The sequence below is a fragment of the Acinetobacter sp. SK-43 genome (assembly GCF_015351505.1).
Classification (GTDB): Bacteria; Pseudomonadota; Gammaproteobacteria; order Pseudomonadales; family Moraxellaceae; genus Acinetobacter; species Acinetobacter junii.
This window is the reverse complement of sequence record NZ_JADKPY010000066.1, coordinates 23,801-43,600: the sequence shown is the minus strand read 5'-3', so window position 1 is coordinate 43,600 and position 19,800 is coordinate 23,801. Positions and strand designations below refer to the sequence as shown.

The 19,800-nt window shown below is 38.6% G+C and carries 15 protein-coding genes; 5 read left to right on the top strand and 10 right to left on the bottom strand.

Going from position 1 to position 19,800, the window contains the following annotated elements:
• Nucleotides 1-265, top strand: a 265-nt coding sequence (locus IRT38_RS12515) for an FAD-dependent oxidoreductase (protein ID WP_194597889.1), incomplete at its 5' end; no start/stop codon positions are given.
• Nucleotides 266-313: 48 nt separating this feature from the next.
• Here the strand turns inward: IRT38_RS12515 and IRT38_RS12510 are convergent.
• The 6 genes from IRT38_RS12510 to IRT38_RS12485 form a co-directional block, all read right to left on the bottom strand.
• Nucleotides 314-2,332 carry an esterase/lipase family protein gene (locus IRT38_RS12510; protein WP_194597888.1) on the bottom strand — a complete coding sequence of 673 codons (2,019 nt, stop codon included), beginning with the start codon at nt 2,330-2,332 and terminating at the stop codon, nt 314-316.
• Between the two features lie 120 nt (nt 2,333-2,452).
• On the bottom strand, nt 2,453-3,352 hold the full coding sequence (locus tag IRT38_RS12505) for an ABUW_2363 family tetratricopeptide repeat lipoprotein (RefSeq protein ID WP_194597887.1): 900 nt from the start codon (nt 3,350-3,352) through the stop codon (nt 2,453-2,455).
• A 113-nt stretch (nt 3,353-3,465) separates the two neighbouring features.
• Nucleotides 3,466-4,278 carry a serine O-acetyltransferase gene (cysE, locus tag IRT38_RS12500; RefSeq protein ID WP_004911872.1) on the bottom strand — a complete coding sequence of 271 codons (813 nt, stop codon included), beginning with the start codon at nt 4,276-4,278 and terminating at the stop codon, nt 3,466-3,468.
• Nucleotides 4,271-5,116, bottom strand: a complete 846-nt coding sequence (locus IRT38_RS12495) for an RNA methyltransferase (protein WP_004962645.1) — start codon at nt 5,114-5,116, stop codon at nt 4,271-4,273. The genes cysE and IRT38_RS12495 overlap by 8 nt, the downstream gene beginning before the upstream one ends.
• Before the next feature lie 14 nt (nt 5,117-5,130).
• Nucleotides 5,131-8,694 carry a DNA polymerase III subunit alpha gene (gene dnaE, locus IRT38_RS12490; protein WP_194597886.1) on the bottom strand — a complete coding sequence of 1,188 codons (3,564 nt, stop codon included), beginning with the start codon at nt 8,692-8,694 and terminating at the stop codon, nt 5,131-5,133.
• A gap of 169 nt (nt 8,695-8,863) precedes the next feature.
• Nucleotides 8,864-9,931, bottom strand: coding sequence for an asparaginase (locus IRT38_RS12485; protein WP_194597885.1), 1,068 nt, complete (start codon nt 9,929-9,931; stop codon nt 8,864-8,866).
• Between the two features lie 555 nt (nt 9,932-10,486).
• Between IRT38_RS12485 and IRT38_RS12480 the strand changes: the two genes are divergently transcribed.
• Nucleotides 10,487-11,389, top strand: a complete 903-nt coding sequence (locus IRT38_RS12480; protein ID WP_194597884.1) for an SEL1-like repeat protein — start codon at nt 10,487-10,489, stop codon at nt 11,387-11,389.
• Between the two features lie 41 nt (nt 11,390-11,430).
• Here IRT38_RS12480 and IRT38_RS12475 read toward each other — a convergent pair whose 3' ends face one another.
• The gene (locus IRT38_RS12475; RefSeq protein ID WP_004911850.1) at nt 11,431-12,861 is read right to left on the bottom strand and encodes a pyridoxal phosphate-dependent aminotransferase; all 1,431 of its coding nucleotides are present in this window, start codon (nt 12,859-12,861) and stop codon (nt 11,431-11,433) included.
• Nucleotides 12,862-13,101: 240 nt separating this feature from the next.
• On the opposite strand from IRT38_RS12475, the gene msrB reads away from it, so the two are divergent.
• Nucleotides 13,102-13,521 (top strand): peptide-methionine (R)-S-oxide reductase MsrB, encoded by a 420-nt coding sequence (msrB, locus tag IRT38_RS12470; protein ID WP_194597883.1) that lies wholly within the window; start codon nt 13,102-13,104, stop codon nt 13,519-13,521.
• Entirely contained in the window at nt 13,518-14,006 is a 489-nt protein-coding gene (locus IRT38_RS12465; RefSeq protein WP_004954840.1) for a glutathione peroxidase, read from the top strand. Before msrB ends, IRT38_RS12465 begins: the two co-directional genes overlap by 4 nt.
• Nucleotides 14,007-14,062: 56 nt before the next feature.
• On the opposite strand, the gene IRT38_RS12460 is transcribed toward IRT38_RS12465, so the two are convergent.
• The 3 genes from IRT38_RS12460 to IRT38_RS12450 all read right to left on the bottom strand — a co-directional run bounded on the left by IRT38_RS12460 (nt 14,063) and on the right by IRT38_RS12450 (nt 19,002).
• Nucleotides 14,063-17,212, bottom strand: coding sequence for an efflux RND transporter permease subunit (locus IRT38_RS12460; RefSeq protein ID WP_194597882.1), 3,150 nt, complete (start codon nt 17,210-17,212; stop codon nt 14,063-14,065).
• 1 nt (nt 17,213) lies between these two features.
• Entirely contained in the window at nt 17,214-18,404 is a 1,191-nt protein-coding gene (locus IRT38_RS12455) for an efflux RND transporter periplasmic adaptor subunit (RefSeq protein ID WP_194597881.1), read from the bottom strand.
• 145 nt (nt 18,405-18,549) lie between these two features.
• Nucleotides 18,550-19,002 (bottom strand): Lrp/AsnC family transcriptional regulator, encoded by a 453-nt coding sequence (locus tag IRT38_RS12450; protein WP_194597880.1) that lies wholly within the window; start codon nt 19,000-19,002, stop codon nt 18,550-18,552.
• A 155-nt stretch (nt 19,003-19,157) separates the two neighbouring features.
• Between IRT38_RS12450 and IRT38_RS12445 the strand changes: the two genes are divergently transcribed.
• Complete coding sequence (locus IRT38_RS12445) at nt 19,158-19,775, top strand: LysE family translocator (RefSeq protein WP_194597879.1); 618 nt, start codon at nt 19,158-19,160, stop codon at nt 19,773-19,775.
• The last annotated feature ends 25 nt before the right edge of the window (nt 19,776-19,800 follow it).

Below are 19,800 nucleotides of genomic sequence, written 5' to 3'. Positions count from 1 at the left end.
CGATGTAGAACACACAGTAGAACTTGCGGGAATCTTTGTACAAATTGGTTTATTGCCAAATACGGATTTCCTAAAGAACAGTGCAGTTGAACTCAGCAATCGTGGTGAGATTGTGATCAACGATCGTAATGAAACCAATGTACAGGGTGTATTTGCTGCAGGTGACTGTACGACAGTACCATACAAGCAAATCATCATCGCAACAGGCGAAGGTGCGAAAGCAGCATTATCTGCCTTTGATTACATGATTCGTTCTACGAATTAATTAGAACTAGTAATAAAAAAGCCCAAAATTAACTTTGGGCTTTTTTGTTTAGTTTTGCGGTTTATATAAACCGTGTTCAACCAGATGTTGTCGTAAAATTCGTCTTAATTCGAGGACTGCTTCGGGAGTTTCTTGAATTGAATGACCACCTTGAATATTTTTTTCAGAAACAGCTCCATCTAGGTGAGCACTTTTATACGGAACTATTCCATCTGTCATGATGTTAGGATCTTGGCTCTTTGTGATATTTCCCATGATGGAATGAAACAGTAGACCTTTTTGTGGAGGAATATCAGCCGTTAACTCCATAAATTTGGATTTTTTACTTAGATCACTTGGACCATTCTGAATAACATCATTAGTAAGTGTTTTTACAAAATCTTTAAGCTCAACATCATTACTTGTTAAAGTATCTGCCAGTGTTGTGAGAAATGTGGTCGGTAGTTTAATGATTTTCCGTGCTGCGAGAGTAAACCAACGATCAGCGTAATCTGTACCTTTATGCGGTGCTGCAAGAAAAATCGCACGATCAAAATTAGATATAGGTTGCATTTTTAGTCGCTCACCAATTACGGGATGCTTGCGTAAACGAGTTTGCTGACGACTACTCATCATTACTAATGCTTCTTTTGATATATCAGCATTGCTCACTAAAAGACGACTGATAATACCACCCATACTATGTCCAATAAGAACAGCATCTTTGGCTGCAGCATCTTGCATATTCACCGAGCCAAATGCTTGTTTAAGTAGAGCATATATTTGAAAACGACTTTCTAAGATTGGCATATTGGTTGAATAAAAAACTTGCCAGACTTGATAATGTTCACGAAGTACAGGATCACCCATAATATCGTTTGTTACCGCAATCCATGCTTCAGGACTACTAGCTAAACCATGAACCAATACGATGACTTTTTTATTAGGATTGTAAGGTTCCAGCATATATAAATGTGGCATGGTTAGGTGTTGATCACGATCAATTAAAGTTAAGTAAGCTGCTGCGCCTAAATTATTTTCAGACAACCATAAACCATATGGAGCAGAGAAATTTGCAGCCAATGAATAAGGTTTTCCAGCGATATTAACTTTTTCAACGCTATATGGATCGTAAACTTTAATCTCAAATTCTGGGCTATTTAACACTTCATCTGCTGTTGCAGCGGCGCGTTTAGGTTGAGCGATAATAGTCGCAGCTAAATAACGAGCTTTGTGAATATTCGGATTTGTACCTTTAGGGTAGTTGTAGTTGAGAGGATCTAAAATATATTTATTTTCAAACTTATTAGCTGTGTCAGCAGGGAATACTGCTACAAAATCAGAACCAAAACCATCGCGTCGGTTAATTGCTCTTAATCCAGAGAAGTTCATGTTATAGCTAGAGACAAATTTTTCTAGCTTCATATTCTGTAAACGTTGATAAGCTTGGATATCAATCGTATACGTACTTTTCCCAATTTTAATAGTCGGTGCGAGGTCTTTGGATGGATTTCTTAGACTATGAATATTGACCAGTTGAGTTAATGCTTGGTTGTAAAAGTCACGAATTTGTACTTGGCGGTTATCAAAAAGTCGTTCTTGTGGTGCGCGACTGGTTTTAAATAGATAAGCATAGCTATAGCGAATACTTTTATCTAAAGCTTCTAATTGTTGATCTAAGCACTGCTCATAATTTTTCTGAATATTCTTTTGTTCTTCCTCGGATTTGTGTTTGCTTAGTTTACTTATTTTGCATTCTGATGAGTCCGCTAGGGCTTTGGATTTCGCTAGAAATAATTCACTGCTAGTCGATAAGAGCTGTTCATCTAAGATTTGAGGAATCTTATGTAAATCTGCAATGCACTCATCTGCAGATTGCATGCAATACTTTGCTTCTTTACCTGACATCGATAAAACATTGAGACTTGCTTCGCTGAGTCTTTTTTGAGTCAGGATACTATTTCTCTCATTAGCAATTGTGACATCAATGGCTTGCTGTTTTAAGCTTACAACTTGGCAACCACTCATGACGACTGTACTGAGTAGCGTTATTGCAAATAGGCGATGTGAAGAATTAAATGCACGCATTAGGGTTTCAGTAAATTGAGAGCAGGATTACCGCTATAATACGAAAAAAGGATGCATTTTCAATCAACATAAAAAAATAGACCGTATAAAACGGCCTATTTTTACAAAAAAGAGAGTAATTTAGTTAAGAACTTGCCACATGTTCCAACGTTTTCCTGATTCAACTTCTTGAATCAAACGGTCAACTACTTCTGCTTCGTCAGGATAATTAATTTTGTAATTTTTGAGCGTTTGAAGCGCATTTTTCTTCTGTTCAAGCCATAAGAAATTGTTTGCAGCAGAAAGATATGCCTCTTGCACTCCACCTTTAATCGCTTTATCTAGGTATGGAATCGCTTCACGTTGTCCACCACCTTCTGATAATCCAAAACCGAACCAAAAATTGGTTTCAGGATCGTTAGGGTTAATGGCTAAAATTCGTTGAGCATAAGTTAAAGACTTAGATGTGTAAGCTGTACCCAAGTCAAGGTTGCGAGCCATTACACTGGCTTTAAATGCACGGGTCAAAATATCCATCGATGCATTTGGTTTCTCAGCGAGAGCATCTAGTTTGTGTGTGATTTCTTTTAACTTTACTTCATATCCTTTGCGTTCTTGGCGTTCAGTAAATCGAGGAGGGTAATGACGTGCTTTTCCTTCAACTAGTTGTAAGAAGTCATCAATTTCCGTTACATCAATTTCATTTTCGCCTGCAAGAACCGCATATTTCATCCGTCTTTCAGAACTATCAATTGTTGGGACAATCAATTTATTAATATCTAAAGTTGCAGATTTTGTTGGGTCATTTTGCAAAGAAACAACCATCTTTGTCACTGGTTGTGTAGAGGCATCTTTGATGGCAACTTCAAAGCTTGGTGGTGCATCATATCTGATTGGATTTAAAGCATAGAATGGTGGTGTCGGATCTGGTTCTTTGAACACAAATGGTTCAACAATCTTCTCTTTTTTGGTCGGCGCAATACCACATGCGGTTAAAAATGTGGTTGAAATTACAAGTAATGCCAAAGGCTTAAAATTCATGCTTTACATCCATTAATTTTAGTAAAATGAGAAGTAGTTTGTTGGTTTTACCAGTCTAGGAAAAGCAAAACCAACTTGCAATGAAAAGCTTGTTACATTTTTTATAAATTGTATTATGTTGTTGATATTTTGCTTTGTGCTTCACACTCTCTTCTAACTTCCTCAATAATCTTAAGTTCTTCTTTACTCAATGGTTGATTTTTACCACCTTGAGGTTTAAATGTTGGGTCAAGCTCAGATAGACGCTGACATAGAATATTCATACGCTTTTCATTTTTCTGCATACGATCTAATAACACGCGTATGCCTTCTAAAATAGGATCTGATTGATCTTGAGTTGTTGCATAAGGTTGGAAACCGATGCTTTCTGCATAGTCGCGACGGTTTGCTTCATCTTGCTCAACTTGATTTTTATCTTTAAATATATAACGTGCTGGGTTACCTACAGCGGTAACTCCTTCCGGAACTTCTTTGGTCACAACAGCATTTGAACCAACTTTCGCCCCTTTATGTACAGTAAATGGTCCTAATATCTTTGCTCCAGCGCCAACAACAACACCATCTTCTAGAGTTGGGTGACGTTTACCTTTATTCCAAGTAGTACCACCAAGCGTAACACCATGGTATAGGGTGACATCATCACCAATTTCAGCTGTTTCTCCAATCACAACGCCCATGCCGTGATCAATAAAAAAACGTTTTCCAATTTTTGCACCTGGATGGATTTCTATCCCAGTTGCAAATCTACTAAATGACGAGAGCAGGCGAGCTGTACCTTTGTGATCTTTTTTCCAGAGTTCATGTGCTACACGATGCATAATTAATGCATGAATACCAGGATAAGTGGTTAAAACCTCAAGTGTATTTCGAGCCGCAGGGTCACGTGCAAATACAGCTTCAATGTCTTCTTTTAGCTGTTTAATCATGAGAGTGATCCTCCGTCTGTGTTTTTTTCCATGAACCATTGGCTAAAGCTTGTACTCGACTGAAAATACCGCGCAATAAATGATATTCCATACGATCTAATTGTATTCTTCCAAATAAACGACGCAAACGCAAAGGCAATAAACGTGGATTATTTGGATCTAAGAATTCAATTTCAGTTAGCATTTTTTCTAAATGAGGATAGAACTCTTCCATTTGTTTCTGTGTCACCAATGGCTCATCCCATTGCATACTTTGATTTTGCTTTAGCTGCATATGTTCTTGCGGGTCAGTCTGATCAGTGTTTTGCTGATTGAGCTCAAGTGCTGCCATCCTTAATTCATAGCATACCACTTGAATTGCTTGAGCTACATTTAAAACGCCATAACTTGGATTGACTGGAATAGTTAAATGATAGTTTGCTAATGCTAGCTCTTCATTAGTTAGACCACGATCTTCACGACCAAAGACGATTGCAATATTTTGATCTAAATTGGCTGCTTTTAAACTTTCTTGAGCTGCAGGGCGAACATCAAGCAGAGGCCAAGGAATAGTACGGCTGCGAGCACTGGTTCCAAACACCAGATGGCAGTCTTCAATTGCTTGTTCCAAAGTATCAACGATTTGTATTTTTTCGATTAAATCTTGGGCGCCAGCGGCTAAAGCATCAATATCAGGATGAGGATAGGTTTTAGGTGCTACCAATATTAATTTAGACAATCCCATCGTTTTCATGGCACGAAGTGCACTACCTATATTGGCAGGGAGAGTCGTATTTACCATAACAATACGAACATGATCCAATTGTTTGGACACGTCATTTTGGTCAAACAGGTTCATAAATGATCCAATTTTTAAGAATATTGAGAAACTTCGGCTTGATACAGATCTAAAGCATCATCTATAGACATATTTGCAGGTGGAGGAGGAACCACACTTACTTTGGGTGTTTCAATGACTTTTGCTGCTTTGGATTTTACTTGATATTCAATATATATCGCATCTTTGCCAAAGTAGTCACGTAATTTACCGAGCAGTTCATCTAAAGGAGCAACTTTCCACTGAGCACCTAAATGTAACTCAGCTGTCGCAAAACTTTGATCGATAAAAAGCTGTATACCGATATGCTGACACATATCTACATTGCAATATGGTAAGAGAATGTTTTGCATATCTTTTGCTAAAGATTTAGTCATGAGATCGTGTGGCATACGTATTTGAATGGATTGAGCACGTTTTTGACGAATTTCATTCAAACTAAATGCTTTACTTAAACGTGCCATTGGGCGGTCAAAGCCTTCACGCTCATAAATCTCGCCTTCGATCACGACGACTTGTTCTAAGCGCACAATATCTTTATATCTTTGAAAACGTTCATGATTGCAACTAACTTCAATCCGTGCAGTACCATCGTCTAAAGTGATCATGATTCGGTTTGGAAAGTTTGCTACATCGAGTACCAAACCAGCAAATACGGTGGTTACACCACGACGTGTCGGGGTAACTTCATTCAGTTTTGCAGGAATGAATGATTTTAATTCTGAACGATACACATCGATTGGATGTCCTGTTAAGTAAAGTCCAAGTGTATCTTTTTCACCTTTTAAACGAACTTCATCTGACCATGGTTTAACAGGTTTAGCTGGTTTACGCTGAACTTCTTCAACTTCACCAAATAAATCCATAATTCCTGTTTCACGATTGCTTCGTGCTTGTTCCGCAGCTTGAACGGCTTCAGGAAGCTGAGCCATAAGACTGGAACGTTCTATTCCTAAACAGTCGAGTGCACCTGCACGAATAAGCGCTTCGAGTGTACGTTTGTTAATTTTTTTCAGATCAATACGATGGCAAAAATCAAACAAATCTTTATATGGTCCATCTTTAATACGTGAATCGATCACAGACTGCATTGCCTGCTCACCAACACCTTTGATTGCACCTAAACCATAGACGATTGTACGCTCATCAATGGCATGGAAATGATACAAGGACATATTTACAGAAGGGGGAAGAACTTCGAGTTTGTTATTACGACAGTCATCAATTAAGAATACGACACTATCCGTATTCTGCATTTCCGATGACATTACAGCTGCCATAAATTCAGCTGGATAATGTGCTTTCAACCATGCAGTATGGTAAGCAACTAAAGCATAAGCGGCCGCATGTGATTTGTTAAAACCGTAACCCGCGAATTTTTCCATGTAATCGAAGATATGATTCGCTGTTGCTTCATTAATGTCTTTTTCTGCCGCACCTTTAATAAAGATTTGGCGTTGTTTTACCATTTCTTCAGGTTTTTTCTTACCCATTGCACGGCGCAATAAGTCGGCTCCGCCAAGCGTATAGCCAGCGCAGAACTGTGCTGCCTGCATTACTTGTTCTTGATAAACCATAATCCCATAGGTAGGTTCTAAGACACTTTCAAGCAAAGGATGCAAATATTCAAATTCTCCACCGTGCATACGATGGATAAAGTCTGGAATGAGGTCCATCGGACCAGGACGATACAAGGAAACGAAAGCAATAATCTCTTCGAATTTGCTTGGTCTAGCTTCCTTTAACATCTTTTTCATGCCGACGGATTCAAACTGGAAAACCGCAGTCGTATTTGCCTCAGCAAATACGAGATAAGCATCTTTATCATCTAATGGTACATTAGCGATATTTAGTGGGACATCTGATTGAATTCTTTTATTAATATTTTGAACAGCATCTTCAATTACTGTTAAATTTCGCAGTCCTAAGAAGTCGAATTTAACTAAACCTGCTGCTTCAACATCATCTTTATCATATTGAGCTACACGGTTTGTGCCATCAGGATCACAGATAACGGCCGAGTAATCTGTAATTTTTCCAGGTGCGATGACAACACCACCCGCATGTTTACCTGTGTTACGTGTAATGCCTTCTAATTTTAGCGCCATTTCCCAAATTTCAGCAGCATCATCATGATCAGGGTTTGCAGGGTTGGTGACGATATCTTTCAGTTGTGGTTCAAGCTCTATGGCCTGTTTTAAGTCTACACCCAATGGTTTTGTTGGAACCATTTTGGAGATACGGTCAGCTAAACCATAAGATTTACCTAAGACACGTGCTACGTCACGAATTGCACCTTTTGCAGCCATTGTTCCAAAGGTTGCAATCTGTGAAACTGCTTCACGTCCGTAATTTTGTGCAACATATTCAATAACACGGTCACGACCTGCAATACAAAAATCGACATCAAAGTCAGGCATGGAGACACGTTCAGGATTTAGAAAGCGTTCAAATAACAGGTCGTATCGTAAAGGATCAAGGTCAGTAATTTTTAAACTATATGCAACTAATGAACCTGCACCCGAACCACGCCCTGGTCCCACAGGTACACCATTGTTTTTTGCCCATTGGATAAAGTCCATGACGATAAGGAAGTAACCTGGGAATCCCATCTTGAGGATAATATCGACTTCATATTTGATTCGTTCATCATATGGCTTTCGAATATCAGGCCAATCTTCATCGCGTTCATCAATTGGATATAGATGATTTAAACGTTCTTCTAAACCTTCTCGTGATAAATGTTCGAAATAGGTATCAATGGTATAACCATCAGGAATAGGGAAATCAGGCAAGAAATAGGTACCAAGCTGCAAGGCAACGTTGCAACGTTTTGCAATTTGGTAAGTATTTTCAATCGCACTAGGAATGTCAGAGAATAACTCAGACATTTGTTCTGCTGTTTTAAAGTATTGTTCAGGACTATAAGGTTTAGGACGCTTATCATCACCTAATACGTATCCATCTGCGATACAAACACGCGCTTCATGAGCATAAAAATCGTCTTGCTCGATAAAGTGGATATCGTTATGAGCCACTACACCGATTTGGTACTTAGCAGCAAGTTTTACCGCCTCAACAATAAAATCTTCTTCCCCAACACGATCTGTGCGCGTCAAACTAAGATAGACACGATTTCCAAATTTACTAATCCATTCTTCAAGAAGAGGTTCTGCTTTCTGAGGGTTGGAAGAGCAGAGCATTTTGCCTACATCACTGTGTTGCCCCAATAGAATGATTAAATCTTCTGCTTGTTCTAATACCCATTCTTTTTGAACACAAGGAACACTAAGTTGCTGACCTTCGATGAATCCTCTAGATACTATTTCCGTTAAATTTCGCCAACCTGTATTGCTCATCGCAAGTAAAGTTGCACGATGTTCAGCATCATTCAATCGAATAACACTGCCCATAATAGGCTTAATCCCTTTACCTAAGCATGCACCATAGAATTTAACAGCAGCATGTAGGTTCGAAAGATCAGTAATTGCTAAAGCTGGCATTTCTTCAGCAACAGCAGCTTTGACCAAATCAGGTATGCGAACTATCGATTCTGTAATCGAAAACTCTGTGTGAATACCAAGATGAACAAACTGCATAAATCTATCCTAAACGCGATTGAAGAATATTCTAACACGCTCTGTTTAGGACAGTTGTCTAATATTTTTGCAATAGAATGCTGTTCGGAATGATCTAACCAAGAATAAATAAAAAAACGATGCTAATCAGATCAATTGATTAACATCGATTTGGATTTCAGCTTAGCAATTAGTATTGCCAAAAGATTCGCTGAATTTCTTTTGCATCATTAGTTTTAGTCAGTGCTAAAGCAGTCAAAATACGAGCTTTTTGTGGGTTTAAATCATGTCCAGCCACCCAACCGTATTGATCATCAGGTTGCTCTGCATTTCGTAATACAAAACCTTGACCTACGCGAGATGAACGGACAATTTGAATGCCTTGTTCATCATGTAGTTGTTTCAATGTCGGAACAAGATATTTTGCTACTGAACCATTTCCTGTTCCTGCATGAATAATCGCTTTCGTTCCAGCTTTTGCATAAGCAAGATAAGCTTCTGGTGTCATTGAACCTGAACCATATGCGATTTGAACCGATGGAAGTTGATCACCTTTGATGTTTTCAATATTAAATTCAGAGTTGTTAGTATGACGTTTGATACTATTTCTGAACCAATAAGGTTTGCCCTCAACGATTGTACCTAATGCGCCCCATTGGCTTATAAATGCATTGGTATGAATGTTAATCCCTTTGGTTGCATCACGCGCAGCAAAAATTGAATCATTCATCACGATGAAAACACCTTTATTTTTTGCTTCGCCAGATGCAGCGATTGCAACGGCACTATAAAGGTTGTGTGGGCCATCTGCTGAAAGAGCAGTTGATGGACGCATAGAACCAACAAGAACGATAGGTTTTTCAGTGTGAATAACTAGATTTAGAAAGAATGCCGTTTCTTCTAGCGTATCGGAACCGTGAGTAATTACAACGCCATTTACAGATGGTTTTTTAACTAAATCATTGACTTGGCGAGCAAGGGAGAGTAACTCTTTGTCAGTGATATTTTCAGAAGCGATTTGAAGGGCTTGAATACCACTTACATTTGCCAGATCTTTGATTTGAGGAACAGCATTAATTAAACCATCGACTGGAACTTTGGCTGCGGTATATGTCGCACTGTTCGTTGAACTTGCACCCGCACCAGCAATTGTTCCACCTGTTGCTACAACTACAACATTGTTTTTCGCATGTAACGCAACTGATGAAGCAATCAGTGTTAAAGCTAATCCAAATGATTTAACCGTTTTAGTAATCATTAATCACAATCCTGTATTTTAATTTTCCATAGATGTGCTATGTCTATACACGACATGACACTGGAATATTATTCAAATTTTTATAGATCAAAATCATTGGCATTATATTTTTTTCGAGTACATCTAATTTATGTCGAAGCAATGAGAGGTTGGGTTTTAAATTTATAATATTTAATTGCTATTTTAAGGTGTGAAAATCATGAATTTCATAAGGTATTTATGACCAAATGGTCAATTTTTTATTTTTCATATGAGGACTTTATGCTTTGGTCGTATTGTAAGAACCATAATTTTCAATACATGTGCTATGGCAAAAAGCAAACATTGATATTTTTTAACACATTTATCCATTTCCCATTATTTTATTTTTCATGTGATATTTGGTGATGAACAACTAGTTCTGAATAATTCACCTCAAAGTGCTACGGTTATTATAGTGAGCTTTTAAAAGATGGGTTTATTTCATCTAATTGGTAAATTTAAATTTAAGTTTACTTGGATGTTTTTGACGTTAAAATAGATACCAATAAAAAATTTATCCATGAGAAATTTATAATGAAATTAAAGAATATTGTTCTTTCAATACTATTAAGTAGCAGTGTCACTATTTCGAGTACTGTTTATGCCGAAGATGTTCCGTTTAGCCAAGAACTCGTAGAGCAGGCAAAATCAGGTAATGCTGAAGCACAAAATAATTTAGGTGATGCTTATTACTACGGAAATGATGTTGATCAAGATTTTGGTAAGGCTTTAGAGTGGTTCAAAAAGTCAGCTGCGAAAGGAAATGCAGATGCACTTTTTTCGGTCGGTTACATGTACGACTATGGTGAGGGAACAGAAGAAGATAATCCAACTGCATTGAAGTGGTACACTCAAGCTGCACAAAAGGGGCAACTGTATGCTCAATACTACCTTGGTTTTCTCTATTTGTATGGAGATGAAGGAGTTGGTGTGAATAGTAAAAAAGGCTTGGAGTGGATGACTAAATCTGCTGATGGAGGATTAGATTTAGCTCAGGCTGAATTAGGTCACTTATATAATGATGGAAGTGATGGAGTCACTCAGGATTTCAAAAAGGCTCTCCATTATTATCAGCTAGCGGTAAAACAAGATGAGCCAACAGCGATCAATAATCTTGGGATTTTCTATCTAGAAGGTAAGGGTGGTATAAAGCAGGATTATAAAGAAGCGCTAAGATTATTTACCCTTGCTTCTGAGGCAGATAACGGTTTGGGGTCATCAAATATTGCTTATATATATGAAGAAGGCAAAGGCGTCGCAAAAAACTATAAAAAAGCGGCTGAATATTACGAGCTTGCAGTTGATCAGGGTGAGAATGAGTGTTTGTTGGATTTAGCTCGTATCTATGAGAAAGGTGGTTTTGGTCTGAAACAAGATCTAAAAAAATCTAAAGAATACGAAGCTCAGTGGGATGAAATTCAAAGTTCAGAATACTGATAAAAAAATCCCCCTTTAGATAGGGGGATTTTTTTAGATGCTTAGCGCATTTTTGCCAAGAAACGGCTTAAACGATTGATTGCTTCACGTAATTCATTTTCAGCTGGTAAAAATACAACACGGAAGTGGTCTGGTGTTGGCCAGTTAAATCCTGTGCCTTGTACTAAAAGTACTTTTTCGGCTTTAAGTAAATCAAGCATGAGCTTTTCATCATCTTCAACTGGATAAATCTCAGGATCAAGTTTAGGGAAACAATACATCGCCCCATCAGGTTTCACACAACTTACACCTGGAATTTCATTTAACATTTCCCATGCAATATTGCGTTGTTCATATAAACGACCACCAGGACGAATCAAGTCATTAATTGATTGATAGCCGCCTAATGCTGTCTGAATCGCATACTGAGCTTGATGGTTTGAACACAAGCGCATTGACGCTAGCATATCTAAACCTTCGATATAATCAGCAGCTCGTGCCTTGTCACCTGTAATCGCCATCCACCCAGCACGATAACCTGCGATTCGGTATGCTTTAGACAAACCATTAAATGAAATACACAATTGATCACCAGCTAATGCTGCTAGAGCAACGTGTTCAATTCCGTCATAAACGATTTTGTCGTAGATTTCATCTGCAAATAAAATGAGATCGTATTTCTTCGCTAAAGCAACGATCTGTTCTAAAACGTGTCTAGGGTAAACAGAACCAGTTGGGTTGTTTGGATTAATTACAACAATACCACGAGTATTTGGTGTAATTTTGCTTTCCATATCTGCGAGATCTGGATACCAATAATTTTCTTCATCACACTTATAGTGGATCGCTGTGCCGCCTGACAGATTTACCGCAGCTGTCCATAAAGGATAGTCTGGCATTGGAACAAGCATTTCATCGCCATCATCTAGCAAACCTTGCATTGCCATTACGATTAATTCTGAAACACCATTACCTACATAGACATCATTGACATGCATGTCAAAGACGCCTTTTTGCTGATAGTACTGACAAATGGCTTTACGAGCAGGGAAAATCCCCTTTGAGTCTGTATATCCAATTGCATTCGGTAGGTTTAATGCTACGTCATTAATAATTTCTTGTGGCGCTTCGAAACCAAATGGTGCAGGGTTACCAATATTTAGCTTAATAATTTTATGCCCTTGCTCCTCCATTTCATTGGCGGCGCGTAATACTGGTCCACGAATGTCATAGCATACATGCTCAAGCTTTGAAGACTTTTTAATTTGTCGAGGCGTTTGAGCTGAGTGGGGTGTAGCAGTATTTTTAGGCATAGCGGGATTCACTTTTGCATATCGATATAGATAACTTTTAAATGTTTCAACTGTAACCAGATCAAGATCATGTTGATCTTTCAGTAATTCAACAATTTTTTCATGCGTAAAACCAGATTGTTGATACTGTCTGATGGTTGGTAATAGATTTTTAAAAACCACACTTTTTTTCTGTGACATTTTTTGTCCAATACAACCGCGCTGAACAAGAATACCACTATGACTGCTTACTTGAAAGGTGTTTTAAATGAAAATTGCTTACTTGTGTAAAAATATTTTGCTTACTATTTGCTATTTTAATATAAGTGCTTAAATTACGATAAATTACACATTGAAAGACTAGAGTTTTTTTTTTGAATGGCGTAAATATAAAGCATGATCATCAAGATATTTTTTACAACAAAATAATAGGTGCTGGCTATGGGAAAAGTGAATAAAACAGATCGAGAATGGCAAAGAGAGTTGTCACCAGAAGAATATCGTATCACTCGTAAAAAAGGCACAGAACCCGCATTTACAGGTCAATATTGGAATAGCAAACAACATGGCATTTACGTATGTCGTTGCTGTGGTGCTGAGTTATTTTCTTCAGAAACGAAATACGACAGTGGTTCGGGATGGCCAAGTTTCTATCGACCGATTGATAATAGTGCAATAGAAGAGCACGAAGACACATCACATGGTATGGTCAGAACAGAAATTGTCTGCCATGATTGCGATGCACATTTGGGCCATGTGTTTGAGGATGGTCCACAGCCGACAGGACTGCGTTATTGCGTGAATTCGGCATCATTACAACTTAAAACAGAAGAAAAGAATGACGAGGAAACGTATCCATGAGTAACATTTATCAGTTTGAAGCTGAATTGTTAGAGGGAGAAACAAAGGCGCTCGCTGATTATAAAGGCAAGGTCATGCTGATTGTGAACACCGCAAGTAAATGCGGTTTCACTCCGCAATTTGCAGGACTTGAGAAGCTTTACGAAAAATATAAATCTCAAGGATTAGAAATTTTAGGGTTTCCTTGTAATCAATTTGGAGGGCAAGATCCAGGGACAAATAAGGAAATTGGGAATTTTTGTCAAAGGAACTATGGTGTAACTTTTCCAATGTTTGCAAAGGTTGATGTGAAAGGGCCGGAAGCACACGTTATTTTTAGATTTTTGACACGTGAGGCAAAAGGTATTTTGGGTAGTCAAAATATCAAATGGAACTTCACAAAATTCTTGGTTGGTCGTAATGGTGAGGTTTTGGGGCGATATGCACCAACCACTAAACCTGAAGCTTTAGAAGCTGATATAGAGAAAGCTTTAGCGAAAAAGTAACAATAATATAAGTATTAAAAAAAGACGGTCATAAGACCGTCTTTTTCACATACAGATCAAAGCTGTTCAACCGCTTGATCTTTGGTTTTTCTAAAGCTATGCAGCTTGCGATTAATATCATCAATAAAGGTATACACCACTGGAATAACCAATAAAGATAAGAAAGTGCTCGTGATTAAACCACCAATTACTGAAATTGCCATTGGTGCACGGAAGCTTGGATCTGTTCCGATACCCAAAGCGATAGGTAGCATACCTGCACCCATAGCAAGGGTTGTCATAATAATCGGGCGCGCACGTTTATGACAAGCATCAAGCAAAGCATTAAATCGTGAATAATCTTTCTCTTTTCTTGCGATGATCGCGTAATCGACTAAAAGAATAGAGTTCTTACTTGCAATCCCCATCAGCATAATTAGTCCAATCAAACTTGGCATTGAAAAGCTGCTTTTTGCCAAAAGCAGCAATACAAATGCACCGCCCAAAGACAATGGTAATGCGACCAAAATAGTAATAGGTTGTAAGAAGTCTTTGAATAAGAGCACTAAAACGACATAGATACATAGTACCCCTGTGAGCATTGCCAATCCAAAGCTTGAGAAAAGCTCCTGCATTACCTCAGCATCACCAATATTGGTACGTTTCACGGTAGGTGGTAAGTTTTTCATCGTTGGTAATTGATCAACTTTTGCTGCTACATCACCAAGCGGTTGGTTATTCAACTCAATATTAAAATTAATATTACGCAGGCGATTGAAACGATCGATTTGTGATGGACCGCTTTCAATATTGACATCAGCAATTGTGCCTAACATTACTGGACCATGACTTCCTTTGATCATTAAGCGTTTAATTAATTCCTGATCTTGACGTGCAGAAAGCGGAAGTTTGATCACGACAGGAACTTGTCGTTGCGATAAATTTAATTTTGCTAGGTTTTGGTCGAAATCACCTGCAGTGGCAATTCTCAGTGTTTCTGCGATATCAAAAGTTGTAACCCCAAGATCAGCTGCTTTAGCAAAATCTGGGCGGATAACCAACTCTGGACGAATGAGTGCTGCACTGGAAGTAATACTGCCGATGTTTGGAATTGTGCGTAATTCGCGTTCCAGCTTACGTGCTGTTGAAATAAGAGCTTCAGGGTCATCACCTGATAAAGCGAGTTGATATTGGCTATTGTTCCCTGCGATACCGACTTGAATACGAGCACCAGGTAAAGGAGCGAGTCGTTGACGTATTTCACTTTCGATTTCTTGCAAACTTAAACTACGATCTGAGCGCTCTGAGGTTTGGATTGTCAGAGTTGCTTTTCGAGGCTCACTGGATGCACCACCAGAAAAAGGATCTGAACCTGCTGCACCACCGCCGATGGTTGTATAGATGCTTTTGATTTCTGGATGATCTTTAATAAGATTTCGTGCGTATTCGGCAGTTTTTAAGGTGTCTGCGAATTGTGAGCCTGGAGTGAGTTCTAATCTTACTTGAGTTTGTCCTGTGTCAGGTGGTGGAACAAAACCTGTAGGTAAAAGCGGAATCAGCATAATTGAGCCGATGAAAAACAGAATAGCACCTCCAAGCGTAACCCAACGGTGATGTAGACACCACGTGACTAGACGCATATAACCACGCATAACACGACCATCTTTTTCTCGGTCACGTGCGAGCTTGGATGTCCCTTGATCATTTAATCTATCTGCATCTGAGTTTTCTGCTGTGTTCTCAACTTTGCCAATCCAAGGCTTCAGAATATAAGCTGACATCATTGGTGTTAATAATCGAGCGACTAAAAGCGAGGCAAATATCGCTAGCGCTGCTGTCCAGCCAAATTGAACAAAGAATTTTCCTGCGATTCCGCTCATGAATGCGGTGGGAAGGAATACAGCAATCAATGTAAATGTGGTTGCAATAACAGCTAGTCCAATCTCATCGGCTGCTTCCATAGCAGCTTCATATGGTGTTTTACCCATCCGTAGATGCCGAATGATATTTTCAATTTCAACAATTGCATCATCCACCAAGATACCCACGACGAGTGACATAGCGAGTAGTGTTACGGTATTTAAGGTAAATCCAAAATAGTACATGCCGATTAAGGCAGGCAAAATAGAGAGTGGTAAAGCGGTTGCTGCAATAATCGTAGCTCGCCAATCACGCAGAAACAGCCAAACCACTAAAATTGCAAGAATTGCACCTTCATAAAGTAGTGACATCGAACCTTTATAGTTGTCAGCAACAGGCTTAACGAAGTTAAAGGCTTCTGAGATTTTGATATCTGGGTGAGATGCCTTGAGCTTATCTAATGCCTCAATAACGCCTTTTTCAACATCAACTTCACTTGCACCTTTGCTTCGTGTGATCTCAAAACCGATTACTGGTTGTCCATTCAGTAATGCTGCAGAACGTCGTTCCGCTATTCCATCTCGAATTGTAGCCACTTGATCAAGTCTGATATGTCGACCATCACTTAAAGCAATATCCATGGCACCAATTTCAGCAGCTGTTTTTACAGTTGCAATCGTACGAATGGATTGTTCACTGCCACCAATCTTGGTTTGTCCACCTGAAGCATCTTGTTGAACCAAACGAAGCTGGCGAGTGATATCCGTTGCAGTCGCATTGAGTGCCAGTAATTTTTCAGGATCGAGTTCGACTTCAACTTGGCGGGTGACACCACCAACACGTGCAACAGCACCCACACCTTTAACCTGTAACATAGCACGAGCAATATCGTAATCCACGAACCACGAAAGAGCTTCTTCATCCATTTTAGGGGATTGGATGGTATAGGTGAGGATAGGTGAACCAGATAGATTAATTTTACTAACAATCGGGTCTCTTAAATCAGCAGGTAGGTCTGAACGTACTTGTGAAACAGCATTACGCACGTCATCAACAGCTTCTTGTAGTGGCTTTTCTAGCTGAAATTCTGCGGTGACAGTCACAACACCATCTTGAATGTTTGTGTACTGATTTCTTAGACCTTGTAGCGTTGCAATTGAGTTTTCAATTTTTCGAGCAACTTCTGTTTCTAACTGTGGTGGAGCTGCACCTGGTAATGCGGCGGAAACAGTCACCATCGGTAATTCAATATCGGGAAATTGTTGTATTTTCATCCAGTGAAAACACAACAGACCTGCCAATCCAAGCATGATGAATAAAAGAATTCCTGGAATTGGATTTCGGATTGACCACGCTGAGAAATTCATTTTATTTCTCCTGCGATTTCACTAGTTTTTGAGTAAGTGGTGTTTCAGGAATTGCTTGCGCAACATTCACTAAATCACCATCGGTCAAGAAACCTGTACCAGAAGAAACCACTTTTACATTTAACGGGAGGTCTAAGATTTCAACTCGATCATTTTGTCGACGTCCTGTTGTTACTTTTTTCTGTGTTACACGGTTGTTTTGATCAAGTACAAAAACATAGGAAAATCCATCACGTAGCAGTAGAGCGGTCTGAGGAACGGTGATCGCTGTTTTTTCACCTAGATCAAACTCTCCCTTTACAAACATTCCCATACGAATTGCTTGAGTTGTTGGCAAATCAACATATACCAAACCATAACGTGTTTGAGGATCAATTACTGGTGCAATCATTCTAACTTGACCTGTCACTTTGGGTTGTGAAGGATCAGGTGAAATAACGTGAGCAGTCATACCTTGTTGAAGTTTGTATAAATCTGTTGTTGTAACTTCAGCTCTCCACTCCAAGCGATGATCTCGAATCAAGCGGAATAATTCTTGACCTGTTTGTGCTAAAGAGCCAACGGTTGCAGTTCTAGCAGAAATGACACCGTTGTCAGGAGAAATGACTTGTGTTTGGGCTAAGCGCAGTTGATTGCTTTCAATTTGTGCTTTTGCTGCATCTAAACGTGCTTGAGCTGTTGCTTGTGATGTTTGATATTGTGTTGATTCTTGAGCTGAAATAGCACCAGTATTTTTTAGCTGCTGAATGCGCTTATTATTGGTAATTGCATCAGCCAAGACAGCTTGAGCTTCTGCATAGCTTGCTTTTGCTGCCGCTAAATCAGCACGAATAGTTTCACTATTTATTTCAGCTAAAATCTGACCACGTTTTACTTCATCACCGACATTTACATTCACACGTGTTAATCGTTGTCCAGATAGCTCACTGCTAATTACAACTTCTTGCCAAGCTGCAATATTTCCATTTGCAGTAAAAACTTGTTTCCAGTTTTGTTGTTCTGGTGAAACTACTGTTACGGTGAGTGCAGCTTTTTGGGTGTTTGTTTGAGCATTTTTTTGCTTATCATCTATGTCTGAGTTTTTACTTGAAGTCGTTTTCCACATTAAAAATGCAACAGTGATAAGTACAATAATGATTGCAGCAATCAACCAAACCTTTTTCTTTGTATTTTGTGAAGTTTGAGGAGCCATCTTTCTATAGTCACCAAATTTTGATGCCTAAGTATAGACGAACATTTCAACAGATGGTCAATAGTTAATAGATAGATGAATAGCTTTTAAATGCACTATATGTCGGGAGACAAATGAATGGAAAGCGGCTACATATTATGAATATTTAAAGAGGTAATAAGCGGTTGATCACCACATTTTTCATCACAATCGTTGAGGTGAGTCGTTGCACATTTGGTAATGCCGATAAACTATCATCATAGAGTTTTTGAAAACTAGCTAGATCTTTGGCAACCACATGGAGAAGATAATCAGGATTACCAAACAGACGCTGTGCTTGAATAACGTTAGCTATTTCACTGACTTTTTCTTCAAATTGAGATAGTGCGCTTTTATCTCCATCTTTAAGTGTCACAAAAATGATAGCTGAGAAATTAAATCCAATTTGAGATGCTTCCAAATCCGCATGATAGCCTTTGATTACACCTGATTCTTCTAAAGCCTTTACTCTACGATGGCAAGGAGACAAGCTTAGACCTACTTTTTCAGAGAGTTCTGTGATAGATAGTCGCCCATTTTTTTGTAATTCAGCAAGAATTTTCTTATCTGTACGATCCATTTAGAAGAATCTCCTGAATAAATAGAAATAAAAGAAATTAATTAGGAAAACATTTTAACCATTTAAGCATATTCTCTCCAATAGATTTTTCAACACATGGTTGAAATAAAAATTCATTTCAATCGTAGTGTATTGAAATAAATAGAGTTATGGATATGGATTTAAATGTAATTATTGCCTTTTGGTGTGTTTCAATCTTGTTTGTTTTAACACCTGGTGCTGACTGGGCGTATGCAATATTGGCGGGAATAAAAGGGAAGTTTATTGTTACAGCTGTTTCAGGGCTTGTACTGGGGCATTTTTTAGCGATTATGTGTGTTGCAGCTGGCGTGGGCACTTTAGTTAGTCATTATCCAATTTTATTGACATCTTTAACGATTGTTGGCGCATGTTATTTACTGTGGATGGGGATAAGCTTGTTGATTCGACCAGCCACCATCTCAAGTACTGAACAGCAGACATCTGCGTTTGATTCAGCAAAGTCTTGGTTCGTTAAAGGTGTGGGAATTAGTGGGTTAAATCCAAAAGTTTTATTGCTCTTTTTTGCACTATTGCCGCCATTTATTCACCCAAACTTGCAGTTTTCAGCTACAGCTCAGATCCTTTCTTTAGGCATTATTCATCTAATTAGTTGCGCGATTGTTTATGTATTGGTTGGATTGGCAGCAAAGAAACTATTAAGTACTAGACCCTATGCGGTTAGGGTGGTAAGTCGAATTTCAGGTACGTTGATGGTTTTGATAGCCACAATTCTAATTATTGGTCAGGTTTAAGTTTTATTTCGGAATCTGTAATAAA

Coding starts and splice junctions, on each gene's coding strand:
- IRT38_RS12445 (WP_194597879.1), top strand. CDS start 19,158: ATGGATTTAAATGTAATTATTGCCTTTTGGTGTGTTTCAATCTTGTTT.
- IRT38_RS12475 (WP_004911850.1), bottom strand. CDS start 12,861: ATGTCACAGAAAAAAAGTGTGGTTTTTAAAAATCTATTACCAACCATC.
- IRT38_RS12480 (WP_194597884.1), top strand. CDS start 10,487: ATGAAATTAAAGAATATTGTTCTTTCAATACTATTAAGTAGCAGTGTC.
- IRT38_RS12450 (WP_194597880.1), bottom strand. CDS start 19,002: ATGGATCGTACAGATAAGAAAATTCTTGCTGAATTACAAAAAAATGGG.
- IRT38_RS12495 (WP_004962645.1), bottom strand. CDS start 5,116: ATGAACCTGTTTGACCAAAATGACGTGTCCAAACAATTGGATCATGTT.
- cysE (WP_004911872.1), bottom strand. CDS start 4,278: ATGATTAAACAGCTAAAAGAAGACATTGAAGCTGTATTTGCACGTGAC.
- IRT38_RS12460 (WP_194597882.1), bottom strand. CDS start 17,212: ATGAATTTCTCAGCGTGGTCAATCCGAAATCCAATTCCAGGAATTCTT.
- IRT38_RS12485 (WP_194597885.1), bottom strand. CDS start 9,931: ATGATTACTAAAACGGTTAAATCATTTGGATTAGCTTTAACACTGATT.
- IRT38_RS12465 (WP_004954840.1), top strand. CDS start 13,518: ATGAGTAACATTTATCAGTTTGAAGCTGAATTGTTAGAGGGAGAAACA.
- IRT38_RS12505 (WP_194597887.1), bottom strand. CDS start 3,352: ATGAATTTTAAGCCTTTGGCATTACTTGTAATTTCAACCACATTTTTA.
- IRT38_RS12510 (WP_194597888.1), bottom strand. CDS start 2,332: ATGCGTGCATTTAATTCTTCACATCGCCTATTTGCAATAACGCTACTC.
- dnaE (WP_194597886.1), bottom strand. CDS start 8,694: ATGCAGTTTGTTCATCTTGGTATTCACACAGAGTTTTCGATTACAGAA.
- IRT38_RS12455 (WP_194597881.1), bottom strand. CDS start 18,404: ATGGCTCCTCAAACTTCACAAAATACAAAGAAAAAGGTTTGGTTGATT.
- msrB (WP_194597883.1), top strand. CDS start 13,102: ATGGGAAAAGTGAATAAAACAGATCGAGAATGGCAAAGAGAGTTGTCA.